The organism is Rhodococcus sp. DMU2021 (assembly GCF_019641445.1).
Lineage (GTDB): Bacteria > Actinomycetota > Actinomycetes > Mycobacteriales > Mycobacteriaceae > Rhodococcus > Rhodococcus pyridinivorans.
Window position 1 is genome coordinate 1 of sequence record NZ_JAIFKB010000021.1, and the last position, 16,802, is coordinate 16,802.

Sequence of the window (16,802 nt, forward strand, 5' to 3'; positions counted from 1 at the left end):
CGCTACCGCAGCCGGGTGGCGGCGCACGTTCTCGGCATCGCCGCACGGGAGGCCCTCTTCGCCCCGGCGGTGCGGGAGACCTATCGGGTGCGGCTCGCCGGGCTCGGCTACCGCTCCGAAGCCGAACTCGCCCTCGGTGTGCGTGCAGGACGAGATCACCTCGACGACCCGCAGGTCGCCGAGGTGATCAGGGGGTTGGCCGCGAACCGGCTGAAGGTCGCGAACCCGAAATATCGCTGACGGATCAGTGCGTGGCGGCGACCTCCGCGCCGATGCCGGTCTCCGCGCGCACCAGCATCTCCGCGAACTTCTCGTCCTCGAGGCGGCCTCGTCCCCGACGCTTCTCGCCGACGATCGATCCGATCACGCACGCGGCAATGCCGAGCGGCATGGTGACGATCACCGGGAGCTGGATGGTCAGGGGAGCGGGGCCGCTGCCCATCCACAGGGCCTCGGTGAACATCAGGCTCACGACCGTCGAGACGAGACCGGTGAGCACACCCCAGACCGCGCCGGTGGCGTTGAAGCGCCGCCAGTTCAGACTCAGCACGAGAGCGGGCAGATGCGCACTGCCGGCCACCATGAACGCCATGCCCATGAAGAAGGTGATGTTGGTGTCGTCGCCGATGAGCATGGCCAGGCCGATGGCGAGGACGCTGAAGGACACGGCCCCGTACCGGGCGATGCGGGCCTGGGCCTGGTCCTCCCGGGCCTGCTCGTCCGCGTCGAGATTCTCGATCGGTTCCTTCCGCGTGACCGCCGGCCACACGTCGCGGGCGAAGGTGCCGGCCGCGGAGATCACGACACCGGCGACCACTGCGACGATGGACGCGAAGGCGACCGCGGCGACGAGTGCGAGCGCGATGGACCCACCGACCGTGCCGGCTCCGCCACCGAGTTCGGTGACGAGGACGGGTGCCGCAAGGTTGCCACCGGGCCCGACGAGATCGGTGCCGTTCGGTCCGAGCACGGCCGCGGCGCCGAAGCCCATCACGATGACGATCAGATAGAACAGGCTGCACAGCGCGACGGTCCAGCCGAGCGAGCGACGTGCCGTCGTGGCCTCGGGGACGGTGAAGAACCGGATGAGGATGTGCGCCATTCCGGCGGTGCCCAGGGCGAACGCGAGCGCGTAGGAGACGAGGTTGATCGCGCTGGTCTGGCCGAAGATCAGGCCGGGGGACAGGATCGCGTCGCCCGCGACGGCGTTGTCGGTTGCGGCGTCGAGGACCTTCGGGAATGCGAACCCGAACTGCGCCAGGATGCCGAAGCACACGATGATCGCGAGCACCGACAGGATCGTCGACTTGATGACCTGCACCCAGGTGGTGGCGAGCATGCCCCCCACGAAGACGTAGATGCCCATGAGCGATCCGGCGACCACCACCGACAGCCAGAACGGGATGCCCGAGACGGATTCGAGGAGCACACCCGCGGCGACGAGCTGGGCGAGCAGCACGAAGGTGCCGGTGGCGATCGTGCTCAGCGCGACCGCGACCCGCACGTTCCGCGAGTCGGTGCGGAAGACGAGGACGTCGGCGAGGGTGTACTTGCCGAGATTGCGCATCTTCTCCGCGAGGAGGAACAGCACCGGCAGGAACGAGATGACGGACGTGAACAGGATGACGGTGCCGTCGACGCCCTTGGAGAAGATCAGACCGGTGGTGCCGAGGAAGCTACCGGCGGAGATGAATTCGCCCGCGATGGCGAATCCGTTCTGCCAACTCGAGATCGAGCGACCTGCGGCGAAGAATCCGTCGGCGCTCTTCGCGCGCCGGGATGCAGCGAAGGTCACCCATAGGGTCAGGGAGATGACGGCGCTGCAGATCGCGATGGCGAGATAATCGGCGTCACCGGTCATGATGCGACCTCCTCGGATGCGGGACGGTTCCGTTCGACGGCCACCACGGCGTCGTCGACGGCGGGGCCGATGTAGGTGCGGGAGAGACGGAAGTACGCCCAGACCAGCACCCAGGTTCCGGCGAACTGGGAGAACACCACCCACAGCGACAGCGGGATGCCGAGGACGACGGTGGCGCCGAGTTGGTCGGGGAACCCGATGAAGGCGACGAGGAAGGACGTGAACAGCACGACGGTAATGCCACCGAGCGTGTTGGTCACGCGGGCGCGTCGGCGACGCAACTCGGCGATCTCGGGAAGACGGAGCATCCGCGTCCAGACGAGCTCGTCCTCCGGGGACGAGGTGGGGACGCCGTTCACGGTGTCGGTCATGCCCGCACCGCCGCGCCGCGGGCGCTGTCGAGCGCGAAGAGGTTCTCGTCCCACCCGGCCTCGAGCGGTCCGAAGAAGTGGAAACGCACCTGCTTGACCTTGTAGAGCCAGCGGCCGTCGACCTTGACGACCTCGTCGTTGTAGCGACCGGCCGCGATCGCGGGGGTGCCGTCGGTGACGCACGGCTGCCACAGGAACGAGCGCACGGTGGCGCGGTCACCGTCGAGGTCGATCTCGAGGTTCGTGATGAAGTGCCAGAAGGAGGTCAGGCCGCCGTCGGCGAGTCCCGCGAAGAAGGTGCGCATCTCCTCCTTTCCTTGCGGGTGGGACAGGCCGTCGAACTCGCCGTCATCGGTGAACAGCTCCATGAGCGCGTCCCAGTTGCCGTCGTCGAGGTGGCGGCAGTACTGCGCATCGAGCTTCCGGATCGCCTCGAGGTCTTCGAGGTGGGTGATGCGGTCGAGCAGGGACGGTCCGGGATGGGGACTGGACACGGCAGATCCTCCGTTGTGCGTTTTATTAACGTCCGTTCATGTGAGCTGGACCATAACAAGCGTGCGCATGCCCGTCAACGGGAAGGTTCTTGCTGGTCGGCGCGATGTGTGCCTACTGTGCGGGGATGAACAGCCGGTCGAACGGAGCGTCCTCGTCCATTCGGGAACGGATTCTCGAGACCGCGCTCGACGAGTTCTACGAGTGCGGATTCCACGGGGCGACGATGCGCAATATCGCCAACGCCGCAGGTTGCAGCGCTGCCAACGTCTACAACCACTTCGAGAACAAGTCGGAACTGCTCGTGGAAATTCTCCGCCGCGCGAGTGACGAGCAGTTCACGGCGACCCGCAACGCGCTGCGCAAGGTCGGTGACGATCCGGCCGAGCGGTGGCGCGCGGCGGTCGCGGCCCACGCGCTGTACACCGCGCGGAATCCGCGGGCCTGCCTGGTGGCGAATTCGGAACTGCGGTATCTCGGCCCGCTCGACCGCAAGCGCGTGGTGGGCTCACGCGACGCGCAGGAACAACTCTTCGTCGATATCGCGGAAGACGGTGTGGAGCAGGGACTTTTCACGATCGAACGAGTGCATCAAGGGGTCACCGCGGTGCTGACGATGTGCGCCGGCATCCCCCTCTGGTTCCGGGAGAGCGGACCCCTCTCGGCACAGGAGGTCGCCGACGATTTCGCCGGATACGCGCTCAATCTGGTCGGATATTCGCGCTGAACCGTTGACGGGTCATGGGTGCCGTGCTGTACTGGGTGAACAAGCGTTAATGACCTACTCCGGTCCATCGAAGGAGTGCACCTCCCATGACCCACCGCCCCTCGCAGCCGCGCACCGATTCCCCGCGCTATCTCACCGAGGAACGCCTCGCGATCCGCGACCTCGCCCGTGACTTCGCGATGACGAAGGTGCTGCCCGTCGCCAACGAACTCGACCCGGTCCAGGGCGCCATCCCCGACTCCCTCAAGAAGGAGATGGCCGAGATCGGCTTCTTCGGGATCATGATCCCCGAGGAACACGGCGGTCTCGGGCTCGGCGTCTTCGAGTACTGCCTCGTGGCCGAGGAACTGTCGCGGGCATGGATGAGCGTGTCGGGTCTGCTCGCCCGCGGCAACGGAATGGGCGGTGGATTCACCCCCGAGCAGGAGGCGGCACTGCTGCCCAAGGTCGCGCGCGGTGAGTACCTCGGCGCGTACGCCCTGTCGGAGGCCGAGGCCGGCTCCGACGTCGCGAACATCTCGTGCCGCGCCGTGCGCGACGGCGACGACTGGGTCGTCAACGGCACCAAGATGTGGTGCACCTACGCCGACGAGGCCGACTACCTCGTGCTCTTCGCCCGCACCGACCCGAACAAGGACTCGGCCAAGCCGCATCGCGGCATCAGCGCCTTCCTCGTCGAGAAGGAACGCGGCGTGTTCCCCGAGGGCATCTCGGGTACCAAGGTCCGCAAGATCGGCTACTTCGGGTGGAGCACCTGGGAACTGTCGTTCGACAACTTCCGCATCCCGGCCGACAAGATGCTCGGCGAGGAGGGCAAGGGCTTCTACCTCGCCGTCTCCGGCCTCGAGGTGGGCCGTGCCCACACCGCCGCCCGCGCCATCGGCCTCGCCCGCGCCGCGCTCGAGGACTCGATCGAGTACGTGCACACCCGCCGCCAGTTCGGCCGCCCCATCGGCGATTTCCAGCATCTGAGGTTCAAGATCGCGAAGATGGCCGCCGACATCGAGGCCGCACGCCAGCTGATGTACTCGGTCGCCACCGACATCGACACCGGCCGGCGGTGCTCGCTCGAGGCGTCGATGTGCAAGCTCGTCGCCACCGAGATGGCCGAGCAGGTCACCAGCGAGGCCGTGCAGATCCACGGCGGCGCCGGATACACTACCGACTTCCAGGTCGAACGCCATTGGCGCGACGCACGTCTGACGAAGATCTTCGAGGGCACCAGCGAGATCCAGATGCGCATCATCTCCGACGAACTCCTGGGAAGGCCCGAGCAGGCATGAGCGCACACACCGTCACCCGCCCGCTCACCGTCGGGGACCGCACCGCCTCGGAACCCTGCACCGTGGCCGATGTCCTGACCGCCTCCGGTACGGTGGCACCGGCGAACTCACCCGTCCTCGGTGCCCTGGCCGTCGCCTCGCTCGTCCCGTCCGTTCCCGGTGGCGTACCGTCCGGATTCGACTGGAACGCAAACGATCCGGTCTCCGCATCGGACGTCGTATCGGCGGACACCGTGATCACCCGCGTGTCCGGACGGACCGCGCACCGCTACGTCCGGCTCGTGGACCAGGCCGGCACGGTACGCGAATCCGGCACCGAGACATGGACCTTCGACGACGAACAGCCGACGGTTCCCGAACTGGACTTCTGCACACCCGCCTGGGGCGCACTGCTCGCCGAGAGCCTCTCGGAAGACCGGGACTTCACTTCCTCGCTGTCCACCTGGGACGGCACCATCGGACTGCGCAGCGGCGAGACCGAACTGCACCTGCGCATCTACAAGGGGCGGATCGTCGACGTCACCCGGCGCACCCCGCACGGCGCGACGTTCACCTTCGTCGCGTCCGACCACGCCTGGACCGATCTCGTCCTGTCCGAGGAGAACGACTTCATGCGCCGCGCCATCCGCGGCGAATTCTCCTCCACCGGAGACGGATACGAATACCTACGCCTGACCAAGCCGCTCAACACGATCATCGGGCATGCCCGTGCCCTCGCCCGAAAGGCCCGCTCATGATCGAGGCCCGCTACCTGGAGATCGGCGGAGCGCTCGGCTTCGTCGAGATCGTCACTCCCGACGCACGATCCGGCAACGCGCTCGACGCGACCGATCTGCCCACCGTCCTGTGTATCCACACTGCGGGCCAGAGCGGCGTGCAGTGGCGCCACGCGGCCCGGGATCTCGCCGACCGCGGCTACCGGGTGGTCGTCCCCGACCTGCCCGGCCACGGACGTTCCGAACCGGCACCCGGCGGCCCCGTCACGAGCCTGATCACCTACGGCGACTGGTTGTGCGAGGTGCTCGACGCGCTCGGGATCGACCGGCCGTTCGTCATGGGCTGCTCGATCGGGGGCAAGCTCACACTCGAACTCGCGACCCGCCCGGACCGTCCGCTGTCCGGGGCCGTGGCGATGGAAGCCGAGCCCGGCCCGGGCCGCGTCAACGTCACCGGTCTGCGCCGCGAACTCGAGGACGTCGCCGGACCGTCGCGCTCCGAGCGCACCTATCTGGGAACTCTTGCATCCGTGGGACGTTCGGTTCCGGAGGTGAAGGCGCACACGATCGCGCTCATGCACAAGCGGGAGGACCCGGAGATCTCGTCGTCCGACCTCATCGGCTGGGGAACCCACGACGTGCGCGACCGCCTCGACCGGGTGACCGCACCGATCCACCTCGTCGCCGGCGTCGACGACCCGTGGATCGACCCCGACGCCGTGGCCCGGGCAGCGGACACCATCAACGACGCACTTCCCGGACGCGCCCGCTTCACGGCACTGGCCGGTATCGGGCACTATCCGATGGAGGAGATCGACGACTTCGCCGCGCTCGCCGACACCTGGATCGGTGAACTGCGCCGGGTCGCTGTTCCCGAGGAGGCAGCGCTGTGACCACCACCCGCACCGACACCCTGCCCGCACTGCTCGACGGGCTCGTCGCCGCGAATCCGGATGCCCCGATCGCCTACGACATCGTCGACGACGTGGCGGTGGCCCGCAGCCGCGGAGAGTTCCGCGACCGGGTCGAGGCCGTGCGCAGCGAACTCGACGGCATCGGCCTGCGCGCCGGCCAGTGCATCGCGGTGATGTTGCCGAACTGGTCCGACGCACTCGTGTGGCAGTTCGCGGCCTCCGCGCTCGGTGCCCACGTCATCGGTGTCAACACCCGCTACAACACCCGTGAGGTCGCGCACATACTCACCGCCGCACGACCTGCCGTCGTGTCCGTGCCGGCCGCCTTCCACGGACTCGACCTGTTCGGTCGGCTCACCGAGGCCGCGGCGTCCGTGCCCGATGTGGCCACCCCGGTGGTTGCGGTGGTGCCCGGACCGGCGAACCCCTCGGCGTCCCCGGCCGACTTCGATCTCGGTGGAGGCGCGTGGACGGCCGGCAGCGGCGACACGCGTGGCGCGAGCGCTCCCGAGACCCCCGACACCGCGACACTCACCCCGGCCGGGATCGACGACGATCCCGAGGATCGGATCGCGGTGGCGTTCACGACATCCGGTTCCACGGGCGTGCCCAAGCTGGCCGCACATCGCGGCAACGCGGTCGTCCGTCACGGACGCGCCGACGCCGCGATCATGAAGGTCGCCGAGGGCGACGTGGCGCTGTGCGTGCTCCCGGTCTCGGGTGTCTTCGGTTTCAGTACCGCGATGGCGGCGCTCGCCGGTGGGGGAGCGCTGCTCATGGAGACGGTCTTCGATCCGGATGCGGTCCTGCGCCGGATGCGGGAGGTCGGGGTCACGCACGCGGTGGGCGCCGACGACCTGTTCGGCCGTCTCTACGACGCCTGGCACGACGGCGAACGCGTCGATCTGTCGTCATTGCGATGGGTCGGCATCGCCGACTTCCTCGGCCGCTCCCACGAGATCGCCCGATGGCTGCGCGACGAATTCGGCACCCACACCTCCGGTGTGTTCGGTTCGTCCGAGGTCTTCGCCCTCGCGATGCTGTGGAACGCCGACGATCCGGAATCGGTGCGTTGGAACGGTGGCGGACGCGCGGTCGACACGGCGATCGAACTGCGGGTCGCCGATCCCTACGACGATCGGGTCCTCCCGGCCGGCGAACAGGGCGAACTGCAGTTCCGCGGCCCGAACGTCGTCGACGCCTATCTCGGCAACCCCGACGCCGCCGCGCGCGCGTTCACGGCCGACGGTTGGTTCCGCAGCGGCGACCTCGCCGTCGACCTCGGCGACGGGGGGTTCCGTTACGTCTGCCGGATGGGCGACGTCCTGCGCCTGCGCGGCTTCCTCGTCGACCCCGCCGAGATCGAGACGCGTCTGGCGGAGCATCCCGGCGTGGCCACGGCCAAGGTCGTCGGCATCACCGGCGACGGCGGCTACACGGAGGCGATCGGTTTCGTCGTCCCCACCGACGACGCACCCGCGGACACGACGTCGGTGACCCTTCGGGCCTGGTGCCGCGAGACCCTCGCCGCCTTCAAGGTGCCCACGGCGATCCATGTCATCGAACGGATGCCCACCACGGTCGGGGGCAACGGCTCGAAGATCCGCGCCGTGGAACTGCGCGAGTGGGCCCGCGAGTGGGCCGGTAGCGAACGCGACTTCCGAGCCGGATAGCGTCCTGCGTCGTCACGATCCGCACGCGGTCGCGTCGCTCAGTTGCGGCCCATCGGTGCGGTCGTGGCGACGCGGCCCCTGGTGAGAATCGACAGCGACGCGGCGACCGCGCACAGGGACGCTCCGGCCCACCACGCGTAGGTGTAGGTGCCGAGGTTGTCGCGGATGACCCCGGCTCCGAAAGCGGCCGCCGCGGCACCGATCTGGTGGGAGGCGAACACCCAGCCGAACACGATGGTTCCGCGGTCGCCGAAGATCCGGCGGCACAGCATCGCAGTCGGCGGCACGGTGGCGACCCAGTCCAGGCCGTAGACCACGACGAACAGGATCATGCTCGGGTGCACGGACTCCTGCAGCAACCAGGGCAGCAGGAGCAGACCCACGCCGCGGAAGGTGTAGTAGAAGGCCAGCAGCTTGCGGGGGTCGAACTTGTCGGTCAGCCATCCGGAGGCGATGGTGCCGACGATGTCGAAGATCCCCACGGCGGCCATGAGGCTCGCCGCGGTGGTCGTGGGCATGCCGTGGTCGTGGGCCGACGGGATGAAGTGGATGCCGACGAGTCCGTTGGTGGTGGCTCCGCAGATGGCGAAGGCGATCGCGAGGGCCCAGAACGCCCGGTGACGCACCGCGAAGACCAGCCCTTCGAGAGCGCGGCCGACGGCACCACCGGTCGCCCGCGCCGGCGCGATGTAGGTCTCGGGGTCGGCCCCGTAGGGCAGGACGCCGCGCTCGTCGGGATGATCGCGGATCACCGCCCACACCAGCGGGACGACGACGAGCGCCGCCGCGGCGATCACGAGGGAGGCCTGCCGCCACCCGACGTTCTCCGCGAGCGCGGCCACGGGAGGGAGGATCACCAGCTGGCCGGTCGCGGAACCGGCCGTGAGGATGCCCATCACCAGGCCGCGCCGCTCGACGAACCACCGGTCGGCGATGGTCGCCGCCAGGACCAGGGCCATCGACCCCGTGCCGGTACCGATGAGCAGTCCCCAGAACACGAGCAACTGCCACGAGGCGGTCATGGCGACGCTGCCACCGGCGCCGAGGGCCACCAGGAACAGCGCCGACGAGATCACCCGGCGCATGCCGAACCGGTCCATCAGGGCGGCGGCGAACGGTGCGACGAGTCCGAACAGGACGAGGTTGATGCTGACCGCGAGCGACATGACGCTCGTCGACCAGCCGAACTCGTCGTGCAGCGGCACCATGAGCGCGCCGGGTGCCGCCCGGAAGCCGGCGGCGCCGAACAACGCGAGGAAGGCCACCGCGGCGACCCACCATGCCGGGTGGATGCGGGCCGGTCGGTGGTCACTGCGCTGGGCCGGGCGCACACTCATCACGAATTCACTTTCTTCGAGAAAGCAACAGGATGAGCAGACGATACCCAGCAGTGCGTCGCGGGAGGCGAGCGGTCAGCCGTCCTGGCTCCCCGGCGTCCGGTAACTCGCGTCGCGGCGCGCGGCCTCGTCGACCTGTTCGGGGGTGAGCAGGGCGATCGGCGTGGAGCGCGCGGCGCCGGAGGCGATGGTGCGGAGTTCGAGTGTCGCGGCCGCGATCTCGTCGGGCACCTCGCCGAGCACGTACAGATCGTGACCACCGAGCGCGAAGTGCACCGAATCGACCGTCCCGCCCACACTTTCGACCATCCGGACGATGGCGTCGCGCCGGGACGTACCGCCGTCCGTGAGCAACCCGCGTGCGCCGTCCGCGGTGTAGTTCACCTGCCAGAGATATCGCGGCATGATCGTCTCCTTTCGAGGATCCCGACCTCCATGGTCGGTCCTCCCCTCGTCGCCCGGGACGGTTTCGCCGGGAATCGCGGCCTAGTCTCGATATCGAGATCCATCCACCGCATCGAAAGGGAGTGCCGTGCCGAAACGACCCGTGCCCGGGGCCGTCGCAGAATTCCTCACCCAGCCCAACTACGCCACGATCAGCTCTCTGCGCCCGGACGGTCATCCGGTGTCCGTTCCGACCTGGTACGTCTACGAGGACGGCCGCATCCTCGTCAACATGGACTCCACCCGTAAGCGCCTCGACTACCTGCGGAACGATCCGCGGGTGAGCCTGTCGGCGATGGATCCGCAGGACTGGATCACGCACGTGAGCCTCCAGGGGCGGGTCGTCGAATTCACCGACGATCCGTCCCTGGAGGACATCGACCGGATCGCTCGCCACTACACGGGCGAGCCGTACCACGCGCGCGACGGCAAGCGCGTCAACGCGTGGATCGAGATCGACCGCTGGCACGCGTGGGGTCGCCTGCGCAACGCCTGAGATCGATCGGGGAAAAGGCCGGTGGTCAGATGACGCCGGCCTTCTTCGCCGCACTGCGTGCCTGGAACGCCAGGATGATGAGCAGCACGCCGAACAGGATCGCGTAGATGCCGAGCAGGACGATCAGGCTCAGGATGCCCTCGCCGGGGAAGATCAGCAGCACGATGCCGAACAGGACGGCGACGACGCCGGCGAGCACCGACCACACCCATCCGGACTCGGGGACCTTCCGGAACCGGATGCCGCCGACGATGCCGGTGATGCCGAACAGGATGGCGTAGAACGCGATCACGTACAGCAGTGCGAGTGCGGTGATGCCGGGCCAGAACAGTGCGACGAGGCCGGCGAGGACGGAGACGACGCCCATGGCGAGCCACCAGCCCCAGCCCTCGGGCTTGTCACGGACCGACTGGACGACCAGTACGATGCCGTCGATGATCGCGTAGGCCGCGAAGACGACCACCAGCGCCCACACGGTGATGCCGGGCCAGACGAGTGCGACGACACCGAAGAGGACCGCGAGGATGCCGCGCAGCAGCACCACCCACCAGATCTGCTTCAGTAATGATCGGAACGGATCGTTGGAAGAAACCGGGCTCGTGGACATGACGGCTCCTGGCGTGTGATGTGATCTTGTAGCCCAGAGGATAAGCGCGGTCGTGCTGCTTCGCGTGCCGAATCGAAGCCGAGGTTACGCTCGGAAACGTGGCCGGGGCGAGGATCGGGATATCGGGATGGCGCTATCCGGGCTGGCGCGGAGACTTCTATCCGGAAGGACTCGTCCAACGCCGGGAACTCGAATACGCCGCCCAGCGGTTCGGATCGATCGAGATCAACGGCTCGTTCTATTCGCTGCAGCGCCCGAGCAGCTATCTCGCGTGGCGGGACGCCGCACCCGACGACTTCGTCTACGCCGTCAAGGGCGGGCGGTTCGTCACCCACATGAAACGGCTCGCGGGTGTCGACGACGCCCTCGCCAATTTCTTCGCCTCCGGTGTGCTCGCGCTCGGCCCGAAACTCGGTCCGGTGCTGTGGCAGCTCCCGCCGACCCTCGGTTTCGAGGAGGACAGGTTCGCGGACTTCTTCACCCGGTTGCCCCGCACGACGATGGCCGCCGGCGAACTCGCCCGCCGGCACACCGACAAACTCGCCGACGATCGGGTGTGGGTGGAGGTGGACGCCGAGCGTCCGCTGCGGCACGCCGTCGAGGTGCGGCATCCCGACCTCGCGAGCCCGCAGGCCGTGGAGTTGCTGCGCGCGCACGACATCGGGCTCGTCGTCGCCGACACGGCCGGAAAGTTCCCGTTCCTCACCGACGTCACGAGCGATTTCGTCTACGTGCGGATGCACGGCGACAAGGAGCTGTATGCGAGCGGGTACACCCCCGACGTTCTCGACGTGTGGGCCGAGCGGATCCGCGGATGGCTGGGCGACGGCCGGGACGTCTACGTGTACTTCGACAACGACATGAAAGGCTGTGCACCGCACGACGCGCTCGCGTTGCAGGAACGCCTGTGACCGGGCGTCGGAGGAAGGACAGGAGATCGCTGTGTGGCCCGACCACTGGCCGAGAACGCCGCGGGAGATCGCGACGGCCACCGCCGATGCGCTCGCCGCTGCCCGCAGCGAGTCGGCCGAGCCCTTCGACGAGGCGGTCGCGGTACTGGTCGACCTGCCCTACGAGCAGGTCACGGCCGTGCACGCGGGCATGGTCCGGGAGTTGCTCGAGGAACTGCATCCCGACGGTCTCGCCGGTGAGGACGTGCAGGCCGTGCTCGAACGCTCCGTCCGTTCCGGACTGCGATGGCTGCCATCGCTCGAACCCGAAGCCGTTGTTGCTGTGCTCACGGGTGCGCTCGGAGTGTCCGATTCCGACGCCGAACGCCCGAAGATCCGTCCCGAGCAGTATCTGGCCGCGGGCCTGCTCGTCGTCGCCGATCTCGTCGCTGCGCGCCGCGTGGCTCCCGAGGCGTATCTGCGCCGCGCCGTGAGCGAGATCGAACGGGCCGAGACGCAGGAGATGCCCTGACCTGTTCGGGGGATCAGGCCGGATAGTGGTTCTCGACGTTGCGGACGACCTTGCGCAACAGGTCGGACAGGACCTGAACCTCGTCGTCGTCGAGTCCGTCGAGCATCTGCCGCTCGCGTGCCAGGCGTCGCGGGAACTCCTTCTCGACGAGTGCGCGCCCGTCGTCGGTGAGGGTGAGGAGGACGACGCGGCCGTCGCGTTCGAGTCGTGTGCGTTCGACGAGACCGAGTTTGGCGAGTCGCTCGGTGTGCTTCGTCGTCGACGCACCGGAGATCCCCGTGATCGAGGTGACCTCGCTGGCGCGTAACGGGTGGTCGCTGCGGGCGAGCGCGCTGAGTACCTCGAACTCGCTGCGGCTGATGCCGCTCGGTTCGAGTTCCCGATCGAAGTAGGTGAGCGCGAGCGACCCGATGCGGGTGATGCGACCGATCACGTCGATGGGGCGCAGGTCGAGGCCGGGGTAGTGGGCGGTCCATCCGAGACGTACGCGATCGACGTAATCGGGCTGGGGCGTCTCGGAGGGCATGTGGCAAGTCTAACGGCAGCGGACGAACAATTTCATAGATATTTTACCAGTGAAACAATAGGGTGGACGGATGCTGGACCGCCGACTCGACGACCGCCCTCAGCTCCGTCACACCCGGAGAGCGCTCGCGCATCCGCTGTCGGCGAGCGCGTGGAAGGACGCCCTCGAAGTGCGGCGCGGCGATCCGACCGTGGCCGTGGCGCTGCGCGTGGGGTTCGCGACGATGCTCGCCCTCGTCGGCGGCGGTCTGCTCGGTTACGGACAAGTCGCCGGCTTCGCCGCCCTCGGCGCACTCACCAGTGCCTTCCTGCGATACGAACCGTATCCGCGTCTCGCCGTGCGCCTTCCGTGGGTCGGCCTCGGCATCGTCGGTTACACCGCCTTCGGGGCTGCGCTCGGCGCGATGGGCGCCCCGCTGTGGGTGCAGATCGTTGCGCTCTCGCTGGGCTCGGCCGTCGCGTACTGGGTGTTCACGGCCTTCTCGCTCATGGGCCCCGGCCCGGTGATCCTCATCTTCGCGGCCGCCGGCGCCGCCGGTTTCTCCGACGGATGGGGCGATGCGGGGCTGGTCACCGCCGCGGCGACCATCGGTGCTCTGCTCGGATATGTCATCGCGATGCTCCCCGCGCTCTCCCATCCCCACACGCCCGCTCGTCTGGCGGTCGCACGCGCCCTCGCGGCGGTCTCCGCCGTCGAGATCCGCGGTGCGGACGCCGTTCCCGCTGCGCGACAGAGCATCCGGAAGGCGCGCGAGACCGTCGCACTGAACGCCTCGCGACGTCCGGACGCCCATGTCCACGAACTGGCCGCACTGCTCGACGCGGCCGAGACGGTTCTCGACAGCGGGTCGCACGACACCTCCCGCGCACGTTGCGACGATTTCTCCCGATTCGAGAAGGAACTTCGGAAAGCGCGGCGCGACATCGAGATTCCGCGTGTCGATGCCGAGGGGCGGCCGGTGCTGCCCACGCCGCCCGGCTTCGTCCGCGAAGGATGCGGTCGTCTGCTCGACCGTCTCGTGCTGATCGGAGCGGCCCGGATCTTCGTGGCGTCGTTGCTCGCCGCGTCGTTCGCCGCACCGATCGGGCTCGACCATCCGTTGTGGGCTGCGATGGGTGCCATGGCGGCGCTGCAAGGATTGAACTACCGCAACACTGTTCAGCGCGGTATCCAGCGTCTGATCGGAAATGTCGGCGGCGCCATGATCGCTGCCGTGCTGCTCGCGCTCGACCTGGGCTACTGGCCGGTGGTCGCGGCCGCCGTGCTGTTCCAGACGCTCACCGAACTCACGGTGACCCGGAACTACGGGCTCGCCTCGGTCGGGGTGACGACGATGGCGTTGCTGCTCACCGGTCTCGGGCAGCACGCGGGTCCGGGCCTCGCCGTCAACCGGGTCGCCGACACCGTCATCGGCGTGGTCGTGGGCGTGATCGTCGCTGCGGTGACCATCCGACGCGACGACCGGCACCATCTCGTCGCGTGACGAGGCGGCACCGGTCGTCGGTGGCGTTCATGGCCTGCCGCGGGGGAGGCAGCCGGGTGATGCTCAGGAGTGAGCGGCTTCGAACCGCTCGAGGATGTGACGCGGGATCCGGCCGCGCGAGCTGACGTCGTAACCCTTGTTACGGGCCCAGTGCCGGATCGCGGCCAGTTGCTCCGGCGACCGGGTGGGCGGAATCGCCTTGTGAGTCCCCGCCGTCCGTGTGCGGGCCTTCGTTGCCGTCTGCTTCGGCGTGATGGTGCGGGTGCTCGAAGCGGGCTTCTCAGGTGCCTTCTCGTGCAACCACGGGCGGAGTACCGCCAGGAACTTGTCTGCGTTCGCCGGCCGCAGGTCGATTTCGTACTCGTCGTCGTCGACCGTGATGCGGAACGACTGCGCCAGGCCGTCCATGATCGGTTGGCCGTCGATATCGTCGAAATATTGGACGCGCACTTTCTGTGCCACGTTTATCTCCTTGTCCCCGAACTGTGCGCTGTCGACGCTAGTTCTTACTCGGGGGTAGGTTCAAGTCGCGAATGTACGATCCCACCCGCTCGACGAAATGATCGAAGAACTCTGCCGGACGGGTGCCCGCCACGATATCCGCGTTCGGCGTCCTCTGCCACATACCGGACAGATCGGCGACCGTCGTGCCCCGGGTGAGCCGTCCGTCGAGCTCGACGTCGACCGTCGCGGGCCGGGAGGTGTAGGGAACCGTGCCCAGCGCGACCGCCGCGGCGAACGGGTCGTGCACGTGCGCGAGGAAGCCCAGGCCCTGGTCACGGTGGAATTCCATGTAGAACCGCAGTGCATCGGAGATGTGGCGGACGAGAGGGACATCGGCCGTCGACCGCGTACCGCGCGGAGCGTCCGGGGACAGCTCCCCGGATCGGGGCACACCGACGACGTCCCCGATCCGCGCGACATGCTCGGGATGCATCTCGATCGACTCCGTGACGTCGAGCGGGCACACGATCGGTCGCCGGTCCGGAGGGACGATCGAGAACGCGTCGAACACGACCTTGGCGGCCTCCGGATCCACCGCGACGTTCCATTCCGAGGTCGGCGTCGTATTACCGGGATGGTGGAAACACCCACCCATGATCACGAGGCGACGCAACCGCGACGGCAATTCCGGGTCGATGCGCAGGGCGAGGGCGAGGTTGGTGAGCGGGCCGGTGACGAGCCCGGTGAGCTCTCCCGGATGCTCGCGGGTGAGATCGACCCACGCCTGCGCGGCCGATCGCGGCGACCGCGACTGCGACGCAGCGGGGAGTTCCGCATACCCGATCCCCTGTGGACCGTGCGTGTCCTCGGTGGTCATCAGTGGCGCGACCAGCGGAACCTGCGATCCGGCAGCCACTTCGATATCGGACCGACCGCACACCTCGAGCCACGACAGCGTGTTGGCGGTGACCTGGTCCACTGGCACGTTCCCCGCCGTGCACAGGGCGGCGACGATCTCGGCTTCCGGGCTCGCGACGAGATAGAGCAGGGCGAGAGCGTCGTCGATGCCGGTGTCGACGTCGACGATCAGGCGGGTACGGGCAGCCGGAACATCGGGTTCGTGTACATGCACGATCCCATCTTCGGGTATCCCGATGAACGCACCGCGGCCGGTGCTGGGAGAATTCCCGAATGCACGAGCGCAAGAACCGCGGTTTTTTCACCGAGGACGACGGTGTCTACCTGCCCACGAAGTATGCGACCAGCCCGTGGTCGGACACGATGCTCAACGGGCCGTGTGTGAGCGGTCTGGTGGCGCGTGAGCTCGAGATCCACCATGCCGTCGAGGGTTTCGTCCCGTCCCGGTTCACCCTCGATCTCTTCAGGCCGGTCCGCAACGAGCCGATCACCTTCACCACCACCCGGGTGCGCGACGGCAACCGCATCCGCGTCGCCGACGCGAACCTGATGCAGGGTGGAGAGGTGTCGGCGCGCGCGACGCTCACCTTCCTCCGCAAGTCGGCGCCGCCGCCCGGGTCGGTGTGGTTGCGCGGCGAGTCCCCGACGCCTCCTCCCGGTTCCCCGGAGACGCAGCCCGGGCCGCTCGAGTACTCGTCGTGGTACGGCAGCGACGGCCCGGGATGGACGCGGGTGCGGTCGGAACACCAGAACTCCGATCGCAAGCGCCTGTGGTCGCGGCAGCTGCCGATCATCGTCGGCGAGGAGCTGTCGCCGTTCGTCAACACCGCGACCGTCGGTGAGGGCACGTCGTTCGTGACCAACTGGTCGGACAAAGGTGTCGGCTACATCAATTCCGATGTCACCCTGGCACTGTCCCGTCTGCCGGAAGGACCGGAGGTCGGTATCGAGGCCGACAACCACATCAGCAGCGAGGGCATCGCGGTCGGCACGGCGGTGCTGTTCGACCGTCTCGGCGCGTTCGGCACCGGTGTGGTCACCGCGCTCGCGAATGCGCAGCGGCAGGTCGATTTCGGCTGACCCGAACA

20 protein-coding genes are annotated in these 16,802 nt (G+C 68.2%); 11 read left to right on the top strand and 9 right to left on the bottom strand.

The annotated features are described in order from the left end of the window. Nucleotides 1-240, top strand: a 240-nt coding sequence (locus tag K3M35_RS22265; protein ID WP_259444362.1) for a DUF6285 domain-containing protein, incomplete at its 5' end; no start/stop codon positions are given. A gap of 4 nt (nt 241-244) precedes the next feature. On the opposite strand, the gene K3M35_RS22270 is transcribed toward K3M35_RS22265, so the two are convergent. From K3M35_RS22270 to K3M35_RS22280, 3 genes are read right to left on the bottom strand one after another with little or no spacing between them, the layout of a single operon-like run. Then, the gene (locus K3M35_RS22270) at nt 245-1,861 is read right to left on the bottom strand and encodes a cation acetate symporter (RefSeq protein ID WP_016692584.1); all 1,617 of its coding nucleotides are present in this window, start codon (nt 1,859-1,861) and stop codon (nt 245-247) included. Continuing rightward, on the bottom strand, nt 1,858-2,232 hold the full coding sequence (locus K3M35_RS22275) for a DUF485 domain-containing protein (RefSeq protein ID WP_006553118.1): 375 nt from the start codon (nt 2,230-2,232) through the stop codon (nt 1,858-1,860). The genes K3M35_RS22270 and K3M35_RS22275 overlap by 4 nt, the downstream gene beginning before the upstream one ends. Further along, nucleotides 2,229-2,726 carry a nuclear transport factor 2 family protein gene (locus K3M35_RS22280; RefSeq protein WP_006553119.1) on the bottom strand — a complete coding sequence of 166 codons (498 nt, stop codon included), beginning with the start codon at nt 2,724-2,726 and terminating at the stop codon, nt 2,229-2,231. Before K3M35_RS22280 ends, K3M35_RS22275 begins: the two co-directional genes overlap by 4 nt. A gap of 125 nt (nt 2,727-2,851) precedes the next feature. Here K3M35_RS22280 and K3M35_RS22285 point away from each other — a divergent pair, with 125 nt between their 5' ends. From K3M35_RS22285 to K3M35_RS22305, 5 genes are all read left to right on the top strand, one after another. Then, entirely contained in the window at nt 2,852-3,451 is a 600-nt protein-coding gene (locus K3M35_RS22285) for a TetR family transcriptional regulator (RefSeq protein ID WP_033097487.1), read from the top strand. An 86-nt stretch (nt 3,452-3,537) separates the two neighbouring features. Next, nucleotides 3,538-4,734, top strand: coding sequence for an acyl-CoA dehydrogenase family protein (locus tag K3M35_RS22290; RefSeq protein ID WP_220666989.1), 1,197 nt, complete (start codon nt 3,538-3,540; stop codon nt 4,732-4,734). Next, entirely contained in the window at nt 4,731-5,471 is a 741-nt protein-coding gene (locus K3M35_RS22295) for a hypothetical protein (RefSeq protein ID WP_220666990.1), read from the top strand. The genes K3M35_RS22290 and K3M35_RS22295 overlap by 4 nt, the downstream gene beginning before the upstream one ends. Continuing rightward, complete coding sequence (locus tag K3M35_RS22300; protein WP_024102387.1) at nt 5,468-6,343, top strand: alpha/beta fold hydrolase; 876 nt, start codon at nt 5,468-5,470, stop codon at nt 6,341-6,343. The genes K3M35_RS22295 and K3M35_RS22300 overlap by 4 nt, the downstream gene beginning before the upstream one ends. Beyond that, on the top strand, nt 6,340-8,037 hold the full coding sequence (locus K3M35_RS22305; protein ID WP_033097484.1) for an AMP-binding protein: 1,698 nt from the start codon (nt 6,340-6,342) through the stop codon (nt 8,035-8,037). The genes K3M35_RS22300 and K3M35_RS22305 overlap by 4 nt, the downstream gene beginning before the upstream one ends. A 38-nt stretch (nt 8,038-8,075) precedes the next feature. Here the strand turns inward: K3M35_RS22305 and K3M35_RS22310 are convergent, their stop codons facing one another. Together K3M35_RS22310 and K3M35_RS22315 are read right to left on the bottom strand one after the other, a co-directional pair. Continuing rightward, nucleotides 8,076-9,374, bottom strand: a complete 1,299-nt coding sequence (locus tag K3M35_RS22310; protein ID WP_019288841.1) for an MFS transporter — start codon at nt 9,372-9,374, stop codon at nt 8,076-8,078. A gap of 75 nt (nt 9,375-9,449) precedes the next feature. Continuing rightward, the gene (locus tag K3M35_RS22315) at nt 9,450-9,779 is read right to left on the bottom strand and encodes a GYD domain-containing protein (protein WP_006553126.1); all 330 of its coding nucleotides are present in this window, start codon (nt 9,777-9,779) and stop codon (nt 9,450-9,452) included. 127 nt (nt 9,780-9,906) lie between these two features. Here K3M35_RS22315 and K3M35_RS22320 point away from each other — a divergent pair, with 127 nt between their 5' ends. Beyond that, nucleotides 9,907-10,314, top strand: a complete 408-nt coding sequence (locus K3M35_RS22320) for a TIGR03618 family F420-dependent PPOX class oxidoreductase (RefSeq protein ID WP_024102384.1) — start codon at nt 9,907-9,909, stop codon at nt 10,312-10,314. Between the two features lie 25 nt (nt 10,315-10,339). Here the strand turns inward: K3M35_RS22320 and K3M35_RS22325 are convergent, their stop codons facing one another. Beyond that, a complete protein-coding gene (locus K3M35_RS22325; RefSeq protein ID WP_220666991.1) occupies nt 10,340-10,921 on the bottom strand; it encodes an HdeD family acid-resistance protein in 582 nt (193 codons plus the stop codon). Nucleotides 10,922-11,019: 98 nt separating this feature from the next. Between K3M35_RS22325 and K3M35_RS22330 the strand changes: the two genes are divergently transcribed. Next, nucleotides 11,020-11,832, top strand: a complete 813-nt coding sequence (locus K3M35_RS22330; protein WP_024102382.1) for a DUF72 domain-containing protein — start codon at nt 11,020-11,022, stop codon at nt 11,830-11,832. 31 nt (nt 11,833-11,863) lie between these two features. Beyond that, a complete protein-coding gene (locus K3M35_RS22335) occupies nt 11,864-12,343 on the top strand; it encodes a hypothetical protein (protein ID WP_024102381.1) in 480 nt (159 codons plus the stop codon). 13 nt (nt 12,344-12,356) lie between these two features. Here the strand turns inward: K3M35_RS22335 and K3M35_RS22340 are convergent, their stop codons facing one another. Next, complete coding sequence (locus tag K3M35_RS22340) at nt 12,357-12,869, bottom strand: MarR family winged helix-turn-helix transcriptional regulator (RefSeq protein WP_006553131.1); 513 nt, start codon at nt 12,867-12,869, stop codon at nt 12,357-12,359. A gap of 70 nt (nt 12,870-12,939) precedes the next feature. Here K3M35_RS22340 and K3M35_RS22345 point away from each other — a divergent pair, with 70 nt between their 5' ends. Beyond that, a complete protein-coding gene (locus K3M35_RS22345) occupies nt 12,940-14,352 on the top strand; it encodes an FUSC family protein (RefSeq protein ID WP_094979817.1) in 1,413 nt (470 codons plus the stop codon). A gap of 63 nt (nt 14,353-14,415) precedes the next feature. Here the strand turns inward: K3M35_RS22345 and K3M35_RS22350 are convergent, their stop codons facing one another. Both K3M35_RS22350 and K3M35_RS22355 read right to left on the bottom strand, forming a co-directional pair. Continuing rightward, nucleotides 14,416-14,814: an Lsr2 family protein gene (locus tag K3M35_RS22350; protein ID WP_006553133.1), complete on the bottom strand. Its 399-nt coding sequence runs from the start codon at nt 14,812-14,814 to the stop codon at nt 14,416-14,418. Nucleotides 14,815-14,851: 37 nt separating this feature from the next. Further along, a complete protein-coding gene (locus K3M35_RS22355) occupies nt 14,852-15,928 on the bottom strand; it encodes a nucleoside hydrolase (RefSeq protein WP_033097481.1) in 1,077 nt (358 codons plus the stop codon). A 59-nt stretch (nt 15,929-15,987) separates the two neighbouring features. Here K3M35_RS22355 and K3M35_RS22360 point away from each other — a divergent pair, with 59 nt between their 5' ends. Further along, nucleotides 15,988-16,794, top strand: a complete 807-nt coding sequence (locus K3M35_RS22360; protein ID WP_006553135.1) for an acyl-CoA thioesterase domain-containing protein — start codon at nt 15,988-15,990, stop codon at nt 16,792-16,794. The last annotated feature ends 8 nt before the right edge of the window (nt 16,795-16,802 follow it).

Excerpts from the sequence above, each read along its gene's own strand:
- K3M35_RS22360 (WP_006553135.1), top strand. The coding sequence starts at position 15,988 with ATGCACGAGCGCAAGAACCGCGGTTTTTTCACCGAGGACGACGGTGTC.
- K3M35_RS22325 (WP_220666991.1), bottom strand. The coding sequence starts at position 10,921 with ATGTCCACGAGCCCGGTTTCTTCCAACGATCCGTTCCGATCATTACTG.
- K3M35_RS22275 (WP_006553118.1), bottom strand. The coding sequence starts at position 2,232 with ATGACCGACACCGTGAACGGCGTCCCCACCTCGTCCCCGGAGGACGAG.
- K3M35_RS22310 (WP_019288841.1), bottom strand. The coding sequence starts at position 9,374 with ATGAGTGTGCGCCCGGCCCAGCGCAGTGACCACCGACCGGCCCGCATC.
- K3M35_RS22345 (WP_094979817.1), top strand. The coding sequence starts at position 12,940 with ATGCTGGACCGCCGACTCGACGACCGCCCTCAGCTCCGTCACACCCGG.
- K3M35_RS22340 (WP_006553131.1), bottom strand. The coding sequence starts at position 12,869 with ATGCCCTCCGAGACGCCCCAGCCCGATTACGTCGATCGCGTACGTCTC.
- K3M35_RS22290 (WP_220666989.1), top strand. The coding sequence starts at position 3,538 with ATGACCCACCGCCCCTCGCAGCCGCGCACCGATTCCCCGCGCTATCTC.
- K3M35_RS22295 (WP_220666990.1), top strand. The coding sequence starts at position 4,731 with ATGAGCGCACACACCGTCACCCGCCCGCTCACCGTCGGGGACCGCACC.
- K3M35_RS22270 (WP_016692584.1), bottom strand. The coding sequence starts at position 1,861 with ATGACCGGTGACGCCGATTATCTCGCCATCGCGATCTGCAGCGCCGTC.
- K3M35_RS22315 (WP_006553126.1), bottom strand. The coding sequence starts at position 9,779 with ATGCCGCGATATCTCTGGCAGGTGAACTACACCGCGGACGGCGCACGC.
- K3M35_RS22300 (WP_024102387.1), top strand. The coding sequence starts at position 5,468 with ATGATCGAGGCCCGCTACCTGGAGATCGGCGGAGCGCTCGGCTTCGTC.
- K3M35_RS22285 (WP_033097487.1), top strand. The coding sequence starts at position 2,852 with ATGAACAGCCGGTCGAACGGAGCGTCCTCGTCCATTCGGGAACGGATT.